Source organism: Chitinophaga solisilvae (assembly GCF_009928525.1).
In the GTDB taxonomy this organism is placed as follows: Bacteria; Bacteroidota; Bacteroidia; order Chitinophagales; family Chitinophagaceae; genus Chitinophaga; species Chitinophaga solisilvae.
Window position 1 is genome coordinate 584,558 of record NZ_JAABOK010000004.1, and the last position, 14,804, is coordinate 599,361.

Sequence of the window (14,804 nt, forward strand, 5' to 3'; positions counted from 1 at the left end):
CCGCTGCATTTCAAATTCCCAAATTCCCAAATTCCCAAATCCCCAAATCAAAAATCAAAAATCCTCCACTCCTCCAACACCGGTCAAATCTCAAATAACCAAATAACCAAATAACCAAATTTCTCCCTATCTTCGCCCCCTGTTACCAGGTGTGTTGCTTTCAGAGGAACACTTAAAAGGGAATCCGGTGTAAATCCGGAGTAGTACCCGCTGCTGTAAGTTCATACAAAGCGTTACCGGCATCAAGCCACTGTGCAAACGGGAAGGCGTCGGTAGCGGAACAAGCCAGAAGACCTGCCAGGGAACATGAACACGGTCTGCTTCCGGGATAGAAGCATGGGCGGTCTTCTCCGGATCTTACCGGAAAAACTTCCTGCTTCCTCCTCACTGCCGACCGGATTATTTAACCGTTAACGGGCATATTAACCGGCTAATTTATGGGTAAAGATTTACAGAAAGTTAAACGCATTGCGTTTATCTGTAACGGCAATTCCTGTCTGAAGAAAGGGGCAGAAGAAACAACCGTTCAGTTGCGTGCAGCCATCACAGCGCTTGATCTGCATGATTCCACACATACTATACGCACCCGTTGTACGGGACAATGTGAGCATGGCCCAGTGGTGTTTATTCACCCGGATGGTATCTGGTATAAGGAGATGTTGCCTGAACTGACAGCGCATCTCGCCAAGTCTCATTTGCTGGAAAATACGCCGGTAAGTGAGGCTGTATTTTTTCAGGATGAAACTGCTGACCATTAACCAACCGGTGTCGTATATGCGTATCGTTTATTTATCAGTCCTTTCCCTCTTGTCTGTGCGCGCATTCGCACAGCGAAACAAAACAAATGATTCCCTGCAGCAGCGCATACTTAATCTGAAAGCCGTAGATGTTACCGGCAGTACCGATAAAAGTGCGCATATGCTTTCTAAGATAGATCTGCAGCTGCAGCCAGTAAAATCCGCACAGGACCTGCTGCGTACCGTACCTGGATTATTCATTGCACAACATGCCGGCGGCGGTAAGGCCGAACAGATACTGGTGCGTGGTATCGATAATGACCATGGCACCGACTTCGGCATTTTTGTGGACGGCGTACCGGTGAACCTGCCTAATCACGCACATGGGCAGGGATATGCAGACATGCACTTCCTGATTCCGGAGGTGATAGGCGGAGCTGCCTATTATAAAGGCCCTTACGAAGCGTCTCAGGGCGATTTTACCAATGCCGGCGCCGCTGTGTATACTTCATTTTACCGGCCGGATAATCAGTTCGTAAAACTGGAATACGGACAGTTTAACACCGCAAGGGCCACTACGCTGCTACGCTTGCTGGATCATCAGCCGGAAGCCGGAAAGCGCGACCAGAACGCGTATGTGGCTGCCGACTACACTTATACCAACAGTTATTTTGATAATTCCCAGCAGTTTAAAAGGTTCAATGCTTTAGGGAGATATAACATTGCCGTTAACAGGAACAATACGCTGTCGCTGATCGTTTCCGGCTTTACCAGCAGCTGGAATGCCTCCGGCCAGGTGCCCCTGCGGGCGATAGAAGACGGTACCCTGCCACGTTTCGGTTCCGTAGATCCCAGCGAAGGAGGCAAAACAAGCCGTCTTAATGCTAACCTGCAATGGGAAACGAAGCTGAGCGACCGGTCAGTGATGAAACAGCAGGCGTATTATGTACGTAACCTGTTTGACCTGTGGTCAAACTTTACTTTCTATAAAGAAGATACGGATAACGGAGATGAAATCCGGCAGTGGGAGAAACGTGATCTCTTCGGATATAGGAATACCTGGCAGCATCAGGGCCGGGTGGGCGCCGCTACGCTGGAATCAGAGATTGGAGCAGGCGCGCGCATAGACCTGGTGAACCTGGGCAGGGAGCATGTGAAAGAGCGGTCGTTTCTTTCCAACGAAGACTCTTCCCGCGCAGCCATCGCCAACTATTCCCTTTATGTGAGCGAAACCCTCCGCTGGGCCAATGGCTGGAGCGTGAATATGGGCCTGCGTAACGACCTGTTCTCTTTCCGGCTGCGCGATCATCTGCAACCGGATAACAACGGCCGCCGCACCGCTTTCCGCCTTAGTCCCAAGCTGAATATATACTATGATATAGCTCCGTTCATATCCCTCTTTGCGAAGGCGGGTATGGGTTTTCACTCCAATTACGCCAATGTGGCCGTGCATAACGGACAGGAAAATGCAGTGCCACGTTCCTATGGTTCAGATATTGGTGCTAACTTTAAGTTATGCAGCAGGGTGCTGATATCGGCAACATGGTGGTGGCTGCAGAGTGATGCAGAGTACCGCTTTATTGCCGATGACGGCAGTTATGAGAATATAGGCCGCGCAACGCGCACCGGAGTGGATGTAGCTGTACGCTACCATATCATCCGGCAGCTGTGGGCCGATGTGAATGTAAACTATGCGCGCCCGCGGCTGATGGATGCTCCGGCGAAAGAGAACTATATCCCTTTTGCACCGGCCATCACCAGCACCGGTGGCATTACCTGGCAGTCCGTAAAAGGACTGAATGCGGGTATCCGTTACCGTTATATGGGCAAGCGCGCAGCCATAGAAGATAATTCCGTTCAATCCGCCGCTTATTTCCTGACAGACGCTGTCGTGAAGTACCAGTTCCATCGCTTTGAGCTGGGCCTCTCCGCCGAAAATGTGTTCAACACAAAATGGGCAGAGGCACAGTTTTACGATGAGTCACAGCTGAAAGAAGAAAAAGCGCCGGTAATGGATTTTCATATTACTCCGGGAACACCCTTCTGCCTGAGAGGAAGTATAACTGTTAAATTTTAATATGAACGAAACACGGATAAAGATCAGCATTCTGAGCTGCGGCTGGCTGGGCAAGCCGCTGGCGCTATACCTGCAGGGTAAGGGCTATAGCGTAAAAGGAGCCAGAACATCTCCGGAAGGGGTAGAGGCATTACAGCAGGAAGGTATCGATGCATACCGCGTACGGCTGGATGAAACGGGAATAGAAGCGCCGGAATCTTTCTGGGATGCGGATATACTGATTTTTAACGTGCCGCCGCGTAAGGAAAGAGGCGCCGGAGCGCATGTGACTGAAATGCAGCTGCTGCGCAACAAACTCGAAAACACAGGTATCCGCAGGGTGCTCTTTGTCAGCTCCACTTCTGTATATGCTGAAGTGAACGACCTGGTAACGGAAGCTAATATGGTAATACCGGAAACGCCGAACGGACAAGCCTTACGCGAGGTAGAATCCCTGTTGCTGGCATCGCCGGTATTCCGTACCACCGTGCTGCGCTTCGGCGGATTGATAGGTTATGACCGCATCCCGACGGAAGAGGCGCTGAAAACCGGCCGGAGAGCCAATGATGTGCCTATGAATGTCATCCACCGGGATGATTGCATCGGCGTCATTCACCGTGTAATAGAGAAGGATGTATGGGGAGAGATCTTCAATGCCTGCGCCAGCGGGCATCCTATCCGTTATAATTATTACCGGGCCGCGGCTGCGGCGCTGGGCCTGGAGATGCCCAAGAAGCTGCAGCCAAAGGAAATGCCATATAAAATTGTAAGCTCCGGTAAGCTGAAACAGCGCCTGGGCTATCAGTTCATTTTTGATGATCCTATCGCCATTTTCAATGATCCGGAAGCAGGAAGAAAATAAAGCAATGATTCATCCGGTACAGATTGTCGGCGCAGGACCGGGAGCAGCTGACCTGCTAACGGTAAGGGCTGTACGCTGTATTCAGGAAGCGGATGTTATTCTGCACGACAACCTGGTATCAGCGGAAATCCTGCAGCTGTGCAGGCCGGAAGCAGAAAAGATATACACCGGGAAGAAATACGGCGATGCCACCGATCCTATGGCCCGCCAGCATCATATCCATGAACTCATGGTATTGCATGCCAGGGCAGGGAAAAAGGTGGTCCGGCTTAAATCCGGCGATCCGTTTATCTACGGCCGCGCTGCGGAAGAAGTACGGTACCTGCAGCAGCAGCATATTCCGTATGCCGTAGTACCCGGGCTCACCGCCGGTATTGCCGCCGGCAGCCTTTGCCAGATACCGCTGACAGAAAGAAATTACAGCAATGCTGTATTACTCTGTACCGGTCATACAGCCAGCTATGATAACGCCCAGCTGGATGCACTGGCCAACATGCTGCGCACCGGCACCACACTGGTCATGTACATGGGACTCAGCAACCTGTCCGGCGTAGTACAGAAATTACGTATCGCCGCCGGCGCCGATACCATCTACGTAACCGCCGTATCAAAGGTATCCGGCCCCGGACAACGCGCCGTCACCGCCACCCTCGAAAAAATCGGGGACCGGCTGGCGGAAGCCGCCCTGCCCATGCCGGTAGTGTTTATCATCGGCAAACACGCGTATGAGGTAGGAGTTTGATTGAATTACTATAATAATAATTACGAATTACGAATGATGAATTGCGAATGAAGAGCGAAGATTAAGCTGATTTATTATTTCCTTATCCGCTTGAATCTTTGCGCTTAACTCGCCATTCATCATTCGTAATTCATAATTCAAATAAAATTGGTTCATGCAAAAGGGAATTTTAATCTGCGGCCATGGAAGCCGTGATACAGAAGGAGTAGCGCATTTTAAGGTATTGGTGCAGCTGCTGCAGAAACGTTACCCTTCCTGCATTGTAGATTATGGGTTTCTGGAGTTTGCGCATCCCGTATATGCGGCAGCGGTAGAGCGGATGTATCAGCAGGGAGTGCGTCATATCATTGCCTTGCCCGCTATCCTGTTTGCCGGCGGGCATGCAAAGAATGATATTCCCTATGAGATGAATACGTTGCAGCAGCAGTATCCGGATCTGAAGATCACGATGGCCGCGCATCTGGGGATTACAGCGCCTTTGTTGCAGCTGGCCAGGGGGATGATAGAAGCGGCAGAAGCGGGGAGAGAGGCTGTCAGCAGACGGGAGAGCTGCCTGCTGTTGGTAGGCCGCGGTACCAATGACCCCGATGCCAATTCAGACGTGGCTAAACTTGCACGTATGCTGTGGGAAGGTATGGGCTTCGGTTTTGCTACCACGGCATATATCGGAGTTACGGCGCCGCTGCTGACGGAGGCATTGCCCATTACCGCCTGCCTGCCTTTCAGAAGGGTGGTGGTGCTGCCGGTATTCCTGTTTACAGGCATCTTACTGAAACGCATATACGAACAGGTAGCTGCATTTCAGGAGCAGACGGAAACGGAATATATCTGTACAGACCCTTTCGGCAGCCATGAATTACTGTTGCAGGCGATAGATATGCGCATCCGCGAAGCGGAGGCGGGCAGCGGGCATATGAACTGCCAGCTGTGTAAATATCGTACGCAGATCATCGGTGTGGAAGAGGAGATGGGAAAAGAACAGATAGGACACCACCTCAATGTAAGAGGGATTTTATTTGAAGAAGAAGAAAAGCCCGGCTCCGGAAAAGGGATTATGTCCACTGTGAAAAAAGTATTAGGCATTTGAGTAAACAGGGAAAAATATACGCTGTATCGTTAGGCCCCGGTGATCCGGAGCTGATTACGCTGAAAGGCTGGAAAGCCTTGCAGCTGGCGGATAAAATATATTATCCTGCCTCCGTGCAGGATGGGGTGGTAACCAGTTATGCCAGATCTGTCATGGAGCATTATGCGCTCACCGGGAAGATATGGCAGCCGGTGGTGCTGCAGATGACACGCGACCGGCAACATAACCTGGACGCCTATACGGAAGCATTCAACGCCATGCGGCAGGATGTGACGGAGGGCCTGCAGGTGGCCTTTGTAAGTGAAGGAGATATTTCTTTCTACAGCACTTTTATCTACATACTGGAACATATCCGGGTACATCAGCTGCCGCTGGAAATTATTCCAGGCGTGCCTGCATTTCTGCTGGGAGCGGCTGCCCACCGGCAGCCGCTGGCACTGCTGAAGGAAAAGGTGGCTATCGTACCGCTGCTGGACAGCTACGCATCGCTGGAAAAATACCTGCGTGCGTTTGAGAATATCGTGCTGATTAAAGTGCGTGGCGCAATACCATATATCCTGCCGGCGCTGGAAGCGCAGCAGGCGGTGATGCTGTACGGCGAAAAGCTGGGTACTGCCGCCGAATTCATCACCACGGAGGCGGCGGCGCTGGAAGGTCGCAGGCTGCCTTATTTTTCACTGATTATTTTAAAAAGTAACATATGCAACTGAGCGTGATAGGTATTGGTCCGGGGGATGCGCAGTATATACTGCCGGCTGCGCAGCAGGCGCTTGCGGACGCGGATACAGTGATAGGGTATCATTATTATTTTCAGTTCGTTGCACACCTGCTGAAACCCGGCTGCGAATGCTTAGGAAGAGAATTGTCTGAAGAGGAAGCCCGCGCCGCACTGGCAGTGGAAAGCTGTGCGCCGGGAAAACATATAGCCGTCATCAGCTCCGGCGATGCGGGCGTTTATGCCATGGCATCACTGGTGTATGAATATGCTGCCAGGAAGAACAGGGTAGATATTGACCTGCAAACCATTCCCGGTATCAGCGCCTTCCAGGGAGCAGCAGCGCGGCTGGGCGCTCCCATCGGCCATGACTTCTGCTGCATTTCCCTGTCGGACCTGATGACGCCCTGGACAACCATTGAAAAGCGTATTACCGGCGCAGCCATGGGCGATTTTGTGACTTCCCTGTATAATCCGAGAAGCAGGCAGCGCAACTGGCAGCTGTCGCGCCTGAAGGAAATATACCTGCAGTACCGGCATCCGGATACGCCGGTGGCTATCGTCCGCCAGGTGACCCGCCCGGAAGAATCCATTCACCTCACCACATTGGGAGAACTGGATGTAACGCTGGTAGACATGTTCAGCCTGGTCATGATTGGTAATTCCCAGACCTTCCGCTTCCGCGATTTCCTGGTGACGCCGCGGGGCTACCTGGCCCGCAAACCGGTCACCGGCGAAGAAATTCAGGAAGAGAGCTTCCGGCAGATCATGCAGCAGCTGAAGCGGGATGATCTGACTCCGGCGGATCAGTGGGCAGTGATCCGCTGCATTCACAGTACGGCAGACTTTGAATATGAATCGCTGTATTACAGCAGGGGCAACGCTTTGGAAGTATGGCATGACTACCTGCGTAACGGCGGCGTTGTTATCACAGACGTCACCATGGTGCAGGCCGGCATTACCAAAGCCTTCACGCAGCGTTACGGCGTTACGGTGAAATGCTATCTCAACGATGAGCGCGTGCCGGCACTGGCAGCCGCACAGAATCTGACCCGCAGCCAGGCCGGTATGCGCCTGGCCATTGCAGAACACCCCGATGCGCTGTTTGTTACCGGTAACGCGCCTACGGCACTGCTGGAAATTTGTGAGCAATGTGAAAAAGGTACCTGCACCCCGGCAGGCGTTATTGCTGCGGCGGTAGGCTTCGTGAACGTGCTGGAATCCAAGCTGAAACTACGTTTCGGAACACAGGCGCCAGCTGTTATCATCGATGGCCGCAAGGGAGGCAGCAACGTGGCTGCAGCTATTGTGAACGCTGCCTTTACCCTGGATACTATCACTGAAATGACTACACGCTTATGAAGGAATACCTCGTCATAGGTGTTGCCAATCATACGGATACCTGCTGTTCGGCAGAGGCGATCACCCTGTTGCCGCAATACCCGGTATTCTCCGGCGGCGAGCGCCACTATGCGCTGGTGAAACACCTGCTGCCGGCAGCGCATACCTGGATCACCATCCGTGGCAATATGCCGGACCTCTTCGCACAATACGCGCTGGTGGAAGGCCCGCTGGTGATATTTGCCAGCGGCGACCCGCTGTTCTACGGTATGGTGCAAACCATTTATAAATACGATCCTGCGGCTCACGTGAAAGTATATCCGCAGTTTAACAGCATACAACGGCTCTGCGCCAAAACAGGCCAGCCATATGAAAAAGTGAGGAATACTTCCGTGCATGGCCGCAGCTGGCAGGAGCTGGATACAGCCCTGATAAAGGGAGAACCGCTTATTTCCATACTTACCGACAATACCCGGTCGCCGCAAACAATCGCACAACGGCTGCTGGAATACGGTTTTAATCACTATGAAATGTGGGTGGGAGAGGACCTGGACGGTGCAGCAGAAAGTATATTCCGCCTGTCGCTAACGGAAGCGGCTACACGTGAATTTTACACGCTGAACTGCGTACTGATGAAACAAATAAGCCGCCCCGCACAGCCAGGGCTGGGTATAGACGATCACCTGTTTGCAGGACTGCCCGGCAGACCTAATATGATAACCAAAAAGGCAGTGCGGCTCCTGGCCATATCCCGGCTACAGCTTCACCAGGCGAAGGTCTGCTGGGACATCGGCTTCTGCACCGGCGCAGTGGCTATCGAAATAAAAAGATGTTATCCGCAGACAGATGTCTGGGCTTTTGAAAAAAGACCGGAATGCGAAGATATCCTAAGACAGAACACACGGCAGCTGTCTGCCCCCGGCATTCACTGCATCATGGGCGATTTCTATGAACAGGAGCATGCCTCCTTTCCTGCACCGGATGCCGTTTTTATCGGAGGGCATGGAAACCGCCTGCCGGAACTGATGCAGATCATTCATACGTGTATGCGTGCAGGTGGCATCATCGTCATGAACGCTGTACTGGAAAGCAGCGCGGAGCAGTTCATCACAATGGCTGCACAACTGGGCTGGGAACTACAGCCGGAGGAAGTATTACAGATCAACGAACATAACCCGATAAGGGTATTAACCGCTATCAGGAAAGCATGAAACAAGTATATCATACCGCCATTATCGCAAGCACAGACAGAGCATTGGCGCTGGCAGCCGCTATCAGCAGGGAAATCCCGGAGGCGGCCGTATTTTCTACCCGCCCGGAAACAGTGGCCGGAGTAACCTACATCAGGTCTATCAGCTCCTTCCTGGAAGAACATTTTACCACCTATACCTCTTTTGTTTTTATAGGCGCGCTCGGCATTTGTGTGCGGAGTATTGCGCCGCACATACAGGACAAGACTACCGATCCTGCTGTCATTAACCTGGACGATCATGGGTTTTTCGTACAGTCGGTACTGTCAGGCCACCTCGGCGGAGCTAATCAGCTGGCGAAGCAGGTGGCGCGTATACTGGGCGCACAGGCTGTCATCACTACTTCCAGTGATCTGCAGGATATATGGGCGCTGGATACGCTGGGACGCCGGTTCAGCTGGACAACCACGGCAGGCAGTCCCATGAACAGCATTATCTCCCTGTTTGTCAACAACCGCCGCACTGCATTGCTGCTGGAAGTAAAAGATCAGGGAACCGAATGGCTGACCCGCACCAGACCTGCTTTTGTCGATATTTATTATAAACTGGAAGATATTCCGCTGTCTGACTACGAATTACTGATAGCAGTAACCTGCCGCAAGTACGAGGTCATCACGCCGGTATTGTATTATCATCCTGCCGCATTGCATATTGGTATGGGCTGCAGCCGCGATATAGAACCGGATCTGCTGGAAGCCTCCCTGCTGCGGCAGCTGGAGGTCCACGGCTTTGCGCGCGAAGCCGTGAAAAGCATCGGCTCCATCGATATAAAACATGATGAAACCGCTTTCCTGCAGCTGGCAGAAAAGTGGAAGATTCCTTTCCATACTTACACCGCTGCAGCATTGAACAGCTGCGAGGTGGCCAACCCTTCTGAGGTCGTAAAAAGTAAACTGGATGTATACAGTGTGTCAGAAGCCAGTGCATTACTGTCTTCCGGCAATACCCGCTGGCTGCTGGAGAAACAGAAAATTACGGTGGCTTCGGGCAAAAAGCATACTATAGCTGTTTCCCTGGATGCTGCACTGGAAAGGCGGGCGCAGATTGCCATTGTGGGTGCAGGCCCCGGCGATGCCAGGCTGATAGCCATCAGCGGTAAAGAATTACTGGAAACGGCTGACCTGATTTTATATGCCGGCAGCCTCGTTCCGGAAGAGCTGACGCACTACGCGAAAAACGGCGCAGTGGTTTGTAATTCCGCCGGTATGACCCTGGAAGAACAAATGACGCTGATGGAAGCGCACTACGCAAAAGGGCATCTGATTGTGCGGCTGCAATCCGGCGATCCTTCCATCTATGGCGCTATCCAGGAGCAGATGTCGCTCTTTGATGAAAAGGGCATGGAATATTTTATTGTGCCGGGTATCTCTTCTTTTCAGGCTGCTGCCGCAGTACTGAAATCTGAATTCACGATTCCGGAAGTAGTGCAGACCATCATCCTCACCCGCGGAGAAGGCAATACGCCGTTGCCTGAGCGGGAGAAACTGCAGGAGATGGCGAAGCATCGTGCCACCATGTGCATCTTCCTGAGCGCTACCATCGCCAGAAACGTACAGGCGCAGCTGTTAGAACACTATCCGCCGGAAACGCCTGTGGCAGTGCTGTACCGGGTTACCTGGAAAGATGAACAGGTTTTTACCGGAGAACTGCATGAGCTGGCAGCTATTGTCCGCAACAATAAACTGACACGCACGGCGCTCATTATTGTCGGATCGGCGATAGGGGCCAGGAAAAACAGATCGCATCTTTATAATCCTGACTGGAAGCACATCTTCCGGAATCAGAAAACTAATGCAGCTAATAAAAAAGATACGCTATGATCCTCGTTTTTGGTGGTACTACAGAAGGAAAACAGGTTATATCCGCCCTCGCGGATACAGCGCTGCCATTCTGGTATTCGTCGAAAATCAGGATTGAGGTAACGTTGCCTGTCAATGGCCGCTACCGCTGCGGCGCACTCACCGAATCGGCGCTGGAAGACTTCTGCAGGGAACAGAGCATCCGTGTCATTGTTCATGCCAGCCACCCTTTCGCGGCAGTGTTACATGAAACTATCGGCGTTGTCAGCAAACGTTTATGCATTCCTGTTATACGCTTTGAGCGGCAGTATCCCGCAGCGGAAGCACATCCGCTGATAAGGTATGCAGATAGCTATGACGAAGTGCTCGCAGCATTGCTGTCTGCGGCATACGAACCGGTATTGTCCCTGACCGGCGTGCAGACCATCATCCGCTGGAAGGCATACTGGGAACAGCACAGGATGTATTGCCGCATCCTGCCCCGCGACACTTCCCTGGAAATAGCCAGAGGTACTGGTTTTCCGGAAGAACAATTGCTGTTGTCCTTTCCCGGCAAAACAGTGGAAGAAGAACTGGCCGTTATACGGGAAACCGGTGTACAGGCCATGGTGACCAAAGAAAGCGGAGAAAGCGGCTTCCTGCCGGTGAAGGTGGCAGCAGCCATCGCGGCAGGTATCCCGTTATACATTATCAGAAGACCTGCACTGCCGGCACATTTTATCAAAACTGACCAGGCAGCGGGATTATTATATCACGTAAACCGGCTGCTGGTATGAGTCTGCAACCTGTTCCCAAAGGAGAGCTGCGTTGGGGCTACAGTACCGGTGCCTGCGCCACCGCCTGCACCAAAGCTGCTATGATGGCGCTGTTGGAGCAGGAAGATGTGAGCGCAGTGACCATTACGCTGCCCGACGGGGAAGAGGTATTGTTCCGCATTCATCACTGCAGCTATACTACCGATAGCGCTACCTGCGCTACCTATAAGGACAGCGGGGATGATCCCGATGTAACCAATGGCGCAGAAATAAGCAGTACCGTGAGTTTTGGGGGGATGCTTCCGGTTAATTTTTTACCGGGAGAAGGGGTGGGCATGGTAACATTACCGGGGTTGTCGGTACCGGTAGGTGAACCAGCCATCAACCCGGTGCCGCGGCAGATGATGTCTGCCGTTGTCCGGGAAATCTGCCGGCAATACAATGTTGATTCGCATATAGGCGTCAGCGTGCGTGTCACCAACGGCGCCACAATGGCCGAAAAAACGCTGAATGCCCGGCTGGGAATTGTCAATGGTATCTCTATCCTGGGTACAACCGGCAGGGTGAAACCCTTCTCAGCAGCGGCTTACATCGCCAGTATAGAACAGGGGATAGATGTGGCGCTGGCGAATGGTTTGCAGACAGTAGTCATTAATTCCGGCGGCCGCAGTGAAAAGCTGTTACGCGGTCTGTATCCGCAGCTTCCAGCCATGGCCTTTGTGCAGTATGGTAACTGGATAGGGGAAACGCTGGAGAAAATTAATAATACGCCATTGCAGTCGTTCACTATCGGCATGATGCTGGGTAAGGCAGTCAAGCTGGCCGGTGGCGCACTGAATACACACAGCAACCAGTCGTCGTGGGATAAGGAATTTGTGGCTGGTCTTGCTGCCACTGCGGGCTATCCGCCGGAAAAATGCGAGACGATAAGACAGCTGAGTATGGCAAGAGGACTGACGGAGCTGTTTCCGTTTGAGAGCGGAGAGCCGTTCTATGCTGCGCTGGCCGCGCAATGCAGACAGGTCATTGCCTCCGTGCTGAAACCCGTTCCGTTTGAAATTGTATTGATTGATGCAGCAGACCAACATCTGTTGTATGTGGACTAAAAAATAAAAGACATGTATCCGTTACTGTTAGACTCGTTACTGTTAGGTGTACAGCATTCATTTGAGCCGGACCATATGGCGGCGGTATCTGTACTGGCTTCTGAAAGAACCCGTAATAAATCCGGTCTGGGCCGGCTGGTGTGGCGCTCCTCTCAGTGGGCGCTGGGGCATTCCGTGACCCTGGTGCTGTTCAGTGCTTTCGCCCTGTTGCTGAAATCGGCCATCCCATTTAATCTCTCTGCCTGGGCAGAAATCGCCGTAGGACCTATCATGATATGGCTAGGATGGTCCGCCATCCGCCGCAACCACAAGCTGAAAGAGCTGATGGCAGAACACCGGAAGTTTGAAGAACATGAGCATCTTACCAACGCCTTACATATACATGGTAAGCAGGGAGAAGAAATAGCCATGAACCCGCTGAGCAGGTCATTCTGGGTAGGTATGCTGCATGGTCTTGCCGGCACCGGCGGTGCATGCGCCGTAGCGCTCACACTCGCGGCCACGGATACGCGTACTGCCGTATGGATCATTGTACTGCAGAGCGCAGGCATTATCCTGGCGATGACCACCTACAGCTGCGTGCTGGCATTTTCTGTATCCCGTTTCATTGAGCGTAACCAGATTGCCTTTAAGGTAATCAATGCTATAGTAGGTATATTTTCCATTGCCATTGGCCTGTTGTGGATATATAATGCCGCACAGGACTTCTGGCAGGCATAATGAAAATGATGATCCTTATGATGGTTCCTTTATTTGTAGATTCTTTTCTGCTGGGTATCCAGCACTCATTTGAGCCGGACCATGTAGCAGCAGTCTCTGTGCTGGCAACGGAAGACAACCAGCGGCACCGGCTGCGGAAACTTATGTGGCGCTCTTCCCAGTGGGCGCTGGGGCATTCGCTCACGCTGGTATTGTTCGGCGTGCTGATTCTGATTCTTAAATCTGCGCTGTCAGAACATATTGCCGGTTATGTAGAATTCCTGATTGGGCCTATTATGATCTGGCTGGGTGTTACCGCTATCATGCGCAATTTCCCGAAAGCCGGAAGCGTGCCACAACATACGCATACGCATGCGCCGTCAGGGAATATGCTGAGCCGTTCCTTCTGGATCGGGATGATTCATGGTCTTGCCGGTACCGGCGGCGCATGTACGCTGGCATTTACACTGGCCGCCAGCGACGCCTATGCAGCGGTAGGCATACTGGTATTGCAGAGTGTAGGCATCATTGTAGCCATGACCGGATACAGTTGCCTGTTTGCATTGTCCGTAAGCCGTTTTTCCGGTCGCTGGAAACCATCGGTAAAAGGGATCAACTATGTGGTCGGTGCCTTTTCTATTGTGATAGGTCTGTTTTGTTTATATGAATCTTTCAGGGAACTGATATGAGAAAACCATATTATCCGTTTACTGCCATTTGCGGGCAGGACGAATTTAAGCTGGCGCTGCTGCTGGCAGTGATAGATCCCTCGCTGGGCGGGGTATTGGTGATGGGAGATAAGGGCGCCGGAAAAACAACTACCGTGCGGGCGCTGGCGAGTCTGCTGCATAACAGCGTACAGCCGTTCCCGTTTGTAAACCTGCCGGTTGGCGCGTCGGAAGACCGCGTACTGGGCAGCGTAGACCTGGAGATCCTGATTAATGAAAAGCGGGAAGAAGTGCGTCAGGGCCTGCTGGCCGCCGCGCACGAAGGGATTCTGTATATCGATGAGGTGAACCTGCTGAACGACTATATTATGGATATGCTGCTGGATGCCGCCGCCAGCGGCGGCTACCACCTGGAGCGGGACGGGCTTTCTGCCTGGCAGGACAGCCGCTTTATCCTGATAGGCACTATGAATCCGGAGGAAGGCTCGCTGCGCCCGCAGCTGCTGGATCGTTTCGGGTTATGCGTGACCGTGAGTACGCCTGCAGCTACCGATGTGCGCGCCAATATCATCCGCCGCCGCCTGGCTTATGATACCGCCCCGCAGGAGTTTGTGCATGCCTATGCAGAAACAGAACGGGAGATGAACAGAGCGGTAAACCTGGCGCGAACCCTGCTGACACAGGTCGTGACAGATGACAGCCTGTATACTGCAGTTGCTGACCTCTGCCTGGAACACCGCGCAGAAGGGATGCGTGCGGATATTCTCATTGTTAAGGCCGCCCGCGCCTATGCTGCCTTTAATAATCGTTTAGCCGTTACCGTAAATGATATACACCATGTAGCGCCGCTGGTACTGGCGCACCGCAGCCGTAAAACCGCGCCGCCCGAGAACAGGCAGCAGCGGCAGCGGGAACATAGCCCGTCGCCGGACAGAGGGGAGTATCACACGGAAAGCCGGATGAAAATATAAAAGGCTCTGCCGCCGG

Annotated in this window: 14 protein-coding genes and 1 riboswitch; all 14 genes read left to right on the forward strand. The window is 52.6% G+C overall.

What is annotated here, in order from left to right; translation table 11 throughout:
* The first annotated feature begins 130 nt into the window (after nucleotides 1–130).
* Nucleotides 131–316, forward strand: a riboswitch (cobalamin riboswitch).
* Nucleotides 317–437: 121 nt separating this feature from the next.
* The 14 genes from GWG06_RS10745 (at nucleotide 438) to GWG06_RS10810 (ending at nucleotide 14,788) form a co-directional block, all read left to right on the forward strand.
* Complete coding sequence (locus GWG06_RS10745) at nucleotides 438–758, forward strand: (2Fe-2S) ferredoxin domain-containing protein (RefSeq protein ID WP_160713176.1); 321 nt, start codon at nucleotides 438–440, stop codon at nucleotides 756–758.
* A complete protein-coding gene (locus tag GWG06_RS10750; protein WP_160713178.1) occupies nucleotides 739–2,814 on the forward strand; it encodes a TonB-dependent receptor in 2,076 nt (691 codons plus the stop codon). Before GWG06_RS10745 ends, GWG06_RS10750 begins: the two co-directional genes overlap by 20 nt.
* A gap of 1 nt (nucleotide 2,815) precedes the next feature.
* Nucleotides 2,816–3,655 (forward strand): Rossmann-fold NAD(P)-binding domain-containing protein, encoded by an 840-nt coding sequence (locus tag GWG06_RS10755; protein WP_160713180.1) that lies wholly within the window; start codon nucleotides 2,816–2,818, stop codon nucleotides 3,653–3,655.
* The gene (gene cobA, locus GWG06_RS10760; RefSeq protein WP_202182993.1) at nucleotides 3,630–4,397 is read left to right on the forward strand and encodes a uroporphyrinogen-III C-methyltransferase; all 768 of its coding nucleotides are present in this window, start codon (nucleotides 3,630–3,632) and stop codon (nucleotides 4,395–4,397) included. Before GWG06_RS10755 ends, cobA begins: the two co-directional genes overlap by 26 nt.
* Nucleotides 4,398–4,551: 154 nt before the next feature.
* Nucleotides 4,552–5,484, forward strand: coding sequence for a sirohydrochlorin chelatase (locus GWG06_RS10765; protein WP_160713182.1), 933 nt, complete (start codon nucleotides 4,552–4,554; stop codon nucleotides 5,482–5,484).
* Nucleotides 5,481–6,194, forward strand: coding sequence for a precorrin-2 C(20)-methyltransferase (cobI, locus tag GWG06_RS10770; protein ID WP_160713184.1), 714 nt, complete (start codon nucleotides 5,481–5,483; stop codon nucleotides 6,192–6,194). Before GWG06_RS10765 ends, cobI begins: the two co-directional genes overlap by 4 nt.
* Nucleotides 6,185–7,561 carry a precorrin-3B C(17)-methyltransferase gene (gene cobJ, locus GWG06_RS10775; protein WP_160713186.1) on the forward strand — a complete coding sequence of 459 codons (1,377 nt, stop codon included), beginning with the start codon at nucleotides 6,185–6,187 and terminating at the stop codon, nucleotides 7,559–7,561. The genes cobI and cobJ overlap by 10 nt, the downstream gene beginning before the upstream one ends.
* Complete coding sequence (gene cbiE / locus GWG06_RS10780; RefSeq protein ID WP_160713188.1) at nucleotides 7,558–8,751, forward strand: precorrin-6y C5,15-methyltransferase (decarboxylating) subunit CbiE; 1,194 nt, start codon at nucleotides 7,558–7,560, stop codon at nucleotides 8,749–8,751. The genes cobJ and cbiE overlap by 4 nt, the downstream gene beginning before the upstream one ends.
* Nucleotides 8,748–10,610, forward strand: a complete 1,863-nt coding sequence (cobM, locus tag GWG06_RS10785) for a precorrin-4 C(11)-methyltransferase (RefSeq protein ID WP_160713190.1) — start codon at nucleotides 8,748–8,750, stop codon at nucleotides 10,608–10,610. Before cbiE ends, cobM begins: the two co-directional genes overlap by 4 nt.
* Entirely contained in the window at nucleotides 10,607–11,365 is a 759-nt protein-coding gene (gene cobK / locus GWG06_RS10790) for a precorrin-6A reductase (RefSeq protein WP_160713192.1), read from the forward strand. Before cobM ends, cobK begins: the two co-directional genes overlap by 4 nt.
* Nucleotides 11,362–12,450 carry a cobalt-precorrin-5B (C(1))-methyltransferase gene (locus GWG06_RS10795; protein WP_160713194.1) on the forward strand — a complete coding sequence of 363 codons (1,089 nt, stop codon included), beginning with the start codon at nucleotides 11,362–11,364 and terminating at the stop codon, nucleotides 12,448–12,450. Before cobK ends, GWG06_RS10795 begins: the two co-directional genes overlap by 4 nt.
* 12 nt (nucleotides 12,451–12,462) lie before the next feature.
* Nucleotides 12,463–13,170: a LysE family translocator gene (locus GWG06_RS10800; RefSeq protein WP_160713196.1), complete on the forward strand. Its 708-nt coding sequence runs from the start codon at nucleotides 12,463–12,465 to the stop codon at nucleotides 13,168–13,170.
* Nucleotides 13,171–13,187: 17 nt separating this feature from the next.
* Complete coding sequence (locus GWG06_RS10805) at nucleotides 13,188–13,838, forward strand: hypothetical protein (protein WP_160713198.1); 651 nt, start codon at nucleotides 13,188–13,190, stop codon at nucleotides 13,836–13,838.
* The gene (locus GWG06_RS10810) at nucleotides 13,835–14,788 is read left to right on the forward strand and encodes a magnesium chelatase ATPase subunit I (RefSeq protein WP_160713200.1); all 954 of its coding nucleotides are present in this window, start codon (nucleotides 13,835–13,837) and stop codon (nucleotides 14,786–14,788) included. The genes GWG06_RS10805 and GWG06_RS10810 overlap by 4 nt, the downstream gene beginning before the upstream one ends.
* Nucleotides 14,789–14,804 lie beyond the last annotated feature (16 nt).

Excerpts from the sequence above, each read along its gene's own strand:
- GWG06_RS10745 (WP_160713176.1), top strand. The coding sequence starts at position 438 with ATGGGTAAAGATTTACAGAAAGTTAAACGCATTGCGTTTATCTGTAAC.
- GWG06_RS10750 (WP_160713178.1), top strand. The coding sequence starts at position 739 with ATGAAACTGCTGACCATTAACCAACCGGTGTCGTATATGCGTATCGTT.
- GWG06_RS10755 (WP_160713180.1), top strand. The coding sequence starts at position 2,816 with ATGAACGAAACACGGATAAAGATCAGCATTCTGAGCTGCGGCTGGCTG.
- cobA (WP_202182993.1), top strand. The coding sequence starts at position 3,630 with ATGATCCGGAAGCAGGAAGAAAATAAAGCAATGATTCATCCGGTACAG.
- GWG06_RS10765 (WP_160713182.1), top strand. The coding sequence starts at position 4,552 with ATGCAAAAGGGAATTTTAATCTGCGGCCATGGAAGCCGTGATACAGAA.
- cobJ (WP_160713186.1), top strand. The coding sequence starts at position 6,185 with ATGCAACTGAGCGTGATAGGTATTGGTCCGGGGGATGCGCAGTATATA.
- cbiE (WP_160713188.1), top strand. The coding sequence starts at position 7,558 with ATGAAGGAATACCTCGTCATAGGTGTTGCCAATCATACGGATACCTGC.
- cobM (WP_160713190.1), top strand. The coding sequence starts at position 8,748 with ATGAAACAAGTATATCATACCGCCATTATCGCAAGCACAGACAGAGCA.
- cobK (WP_160713192.1), top strand. The coding sequence starts at position 10,607 with ATGATCCTCGTTTTTGGTGGTACTACAGAAGGAAAACAGGTTATATCC.
- GWG06_RS10795 (WP_160713194.1), top strand. The coding sequence starts at position 11,362 with ATGAGTCTGCAACCTGTTCCCAAAGGAGAGCTGCGTTGGGGCTACAGT.
- GWG06_RS10800 (WP_160713196.1), top strand. The coding sequence starts at position 12,463 with ATGTATCCGTTACTGTTAGACTCGTTACTGTTAGGTGTACAGCATTCA.
- GWG06_RS10805 (WP_160713198.1), top strand. The coding sequence starts at position 13,188 with ATGATGGTTCCTTTATTTGTAGATTCTTTTCTGCTGGGTATCCAGCAC.
- GWG06_RS10810 (WP_160713200.1), top strand. The coding sequence starts at position 13,835 with ATGAGAAAACCATATTATCCGTTTACTGCCATTTGCGGGCAGGACGAA.